The sequence below is a fragment of the Candidatus Eisenbacteria bacterium genome (genome assembly GCA_035712145.1).
Taxonomy (GTDB): Bacteria; Eisenbacteria; RBG-16-71-46; order RBG-16-71-46; family RBG-16-71-46; genus DASTBI01.
The window spans coordinates 1-1,176 of the sequence record DASTBI010000059.1; the positions used below are offsets into that span (position 1 = coordinate 1).

General features: G+C 55.0%; 1 protein-coding gene. It reads right to left on the reverse strand.

All coding sequences use genetic code 11. The features are described 5' to 3' along the window. Window positions 1–236 precede the first annotated feature (236 nt). Complete coding sequence (locus VFQ05_03650; GenBank protein HET9325844.1) at window positions 237–1,088, reverse strand: IS5 family transposase; 852 nt, start codon at window positions 1,086–1,088, stop codon at window positions 237–239. Window positions 1,089–1,176: the final 88 nt, after the last annotated feature.

A 1,176-nucleotide genomic window follows, 5' to 3' on the forward strand; every position in this document is an offset into this window, starting at 1 on the left:
ATTGCCTGTTGCGCATCACCGAGCACAAACGCTCGCTGGCTGAGTTTGTCATCTGAACACTAGCACCATTGGTTACTATAAAAAGTTACTGTCAGAACTGGAAAGATTTATGCGAATTGGCATTGTTCCCAACCCCCAACAAAGCAGTTCGAGTGATAAAGAAGTGAAGATCGACGCGCCGAGTTCTACCGGATCTAAGTAAAGAATCTTGTCAGCACAAGAGAGGAATTAAGAGCCTATCCCAAAACAATCAGGCGGTAGATGATGAGGGTCGAGGCGAGCATCACCAGCGCCTGGTAGTTCTCGGCTTTCTTCTCCCAGCGAATGCGGAGCTTGCGCATGTTGTTGATCCAAGAAATCGTGCGCTCAACTTTCCAACGACGCGCTGGATAGACCGCTTCGCCAATACCAGGCTGATCGACCTGTCCGCGACGTTTGATATGCGCTACATAGCCGTGTGCGGCGACCAGTTGAGCGATTTCGGGATAATCGTAGCCTCTATCCAAGCACAAATGCTGGCGGTTGCGTCGTGTGGGCTTGGGACGAGACGCCAGCAACCCTGTGCCTAAGAGCGTGGCCAGCCCTTTCATATCGTGGCGATTGGCGCCACTCAGATGCAAGCCCAGCGGTGCGCCGTTGCCATCAATCAAGAGGTGCCGTTTGGTGCCACACTTGGAGCGATCGGTTGGATTTGGGCCAGTGGCAGAGCCGCCGAGTGGAGCAGGCAACATCTTGGTATCGGCGGACTGCCATTCCCAGTCAATCCCGCGAGAACGATCGTAGCGCTGGAGCATCCGCTTGAGAATGGCGCGGATGATCCCGGCGCGTTCCCATTCTTGGAAGCGGCGATGCACGGTAGAGCCCGAGCCATAGATTGCTGGTGTGGCTTTCCAGTGGCAGCCGGTGCGCAAGACATACAAAATGCCGTTGAGGACGGTGCGAAAGGGCACAACTGGGCGACCAGGCGTACGCAGTGGCTTCTCAGGCGGAAAGAGATGTTGTATCCAGTGCCACATATCGTCGGGGATCTCCCACACGGTTGGAAGTTTCTGGCGCTGTAGTTCTTGCTGATACTGGTTGCGGCACATCATCGGCTCCTTTCGTTCGGCGTGTGTCTGCACCGAACTAGGCAGCAGATGGTGTGCCGGCCTCTCAATAGGTTTTAGGATAGGCTCT

Coding starts and splice junctions, on each gene's coding strand:
- VFQ05_03650 (HET9325844.1), bottom strand. CDS start 1,088: ATGTGCCGCAACCAGTATCAGCAAGAACTACAGCGCCAGAAACTTCCA.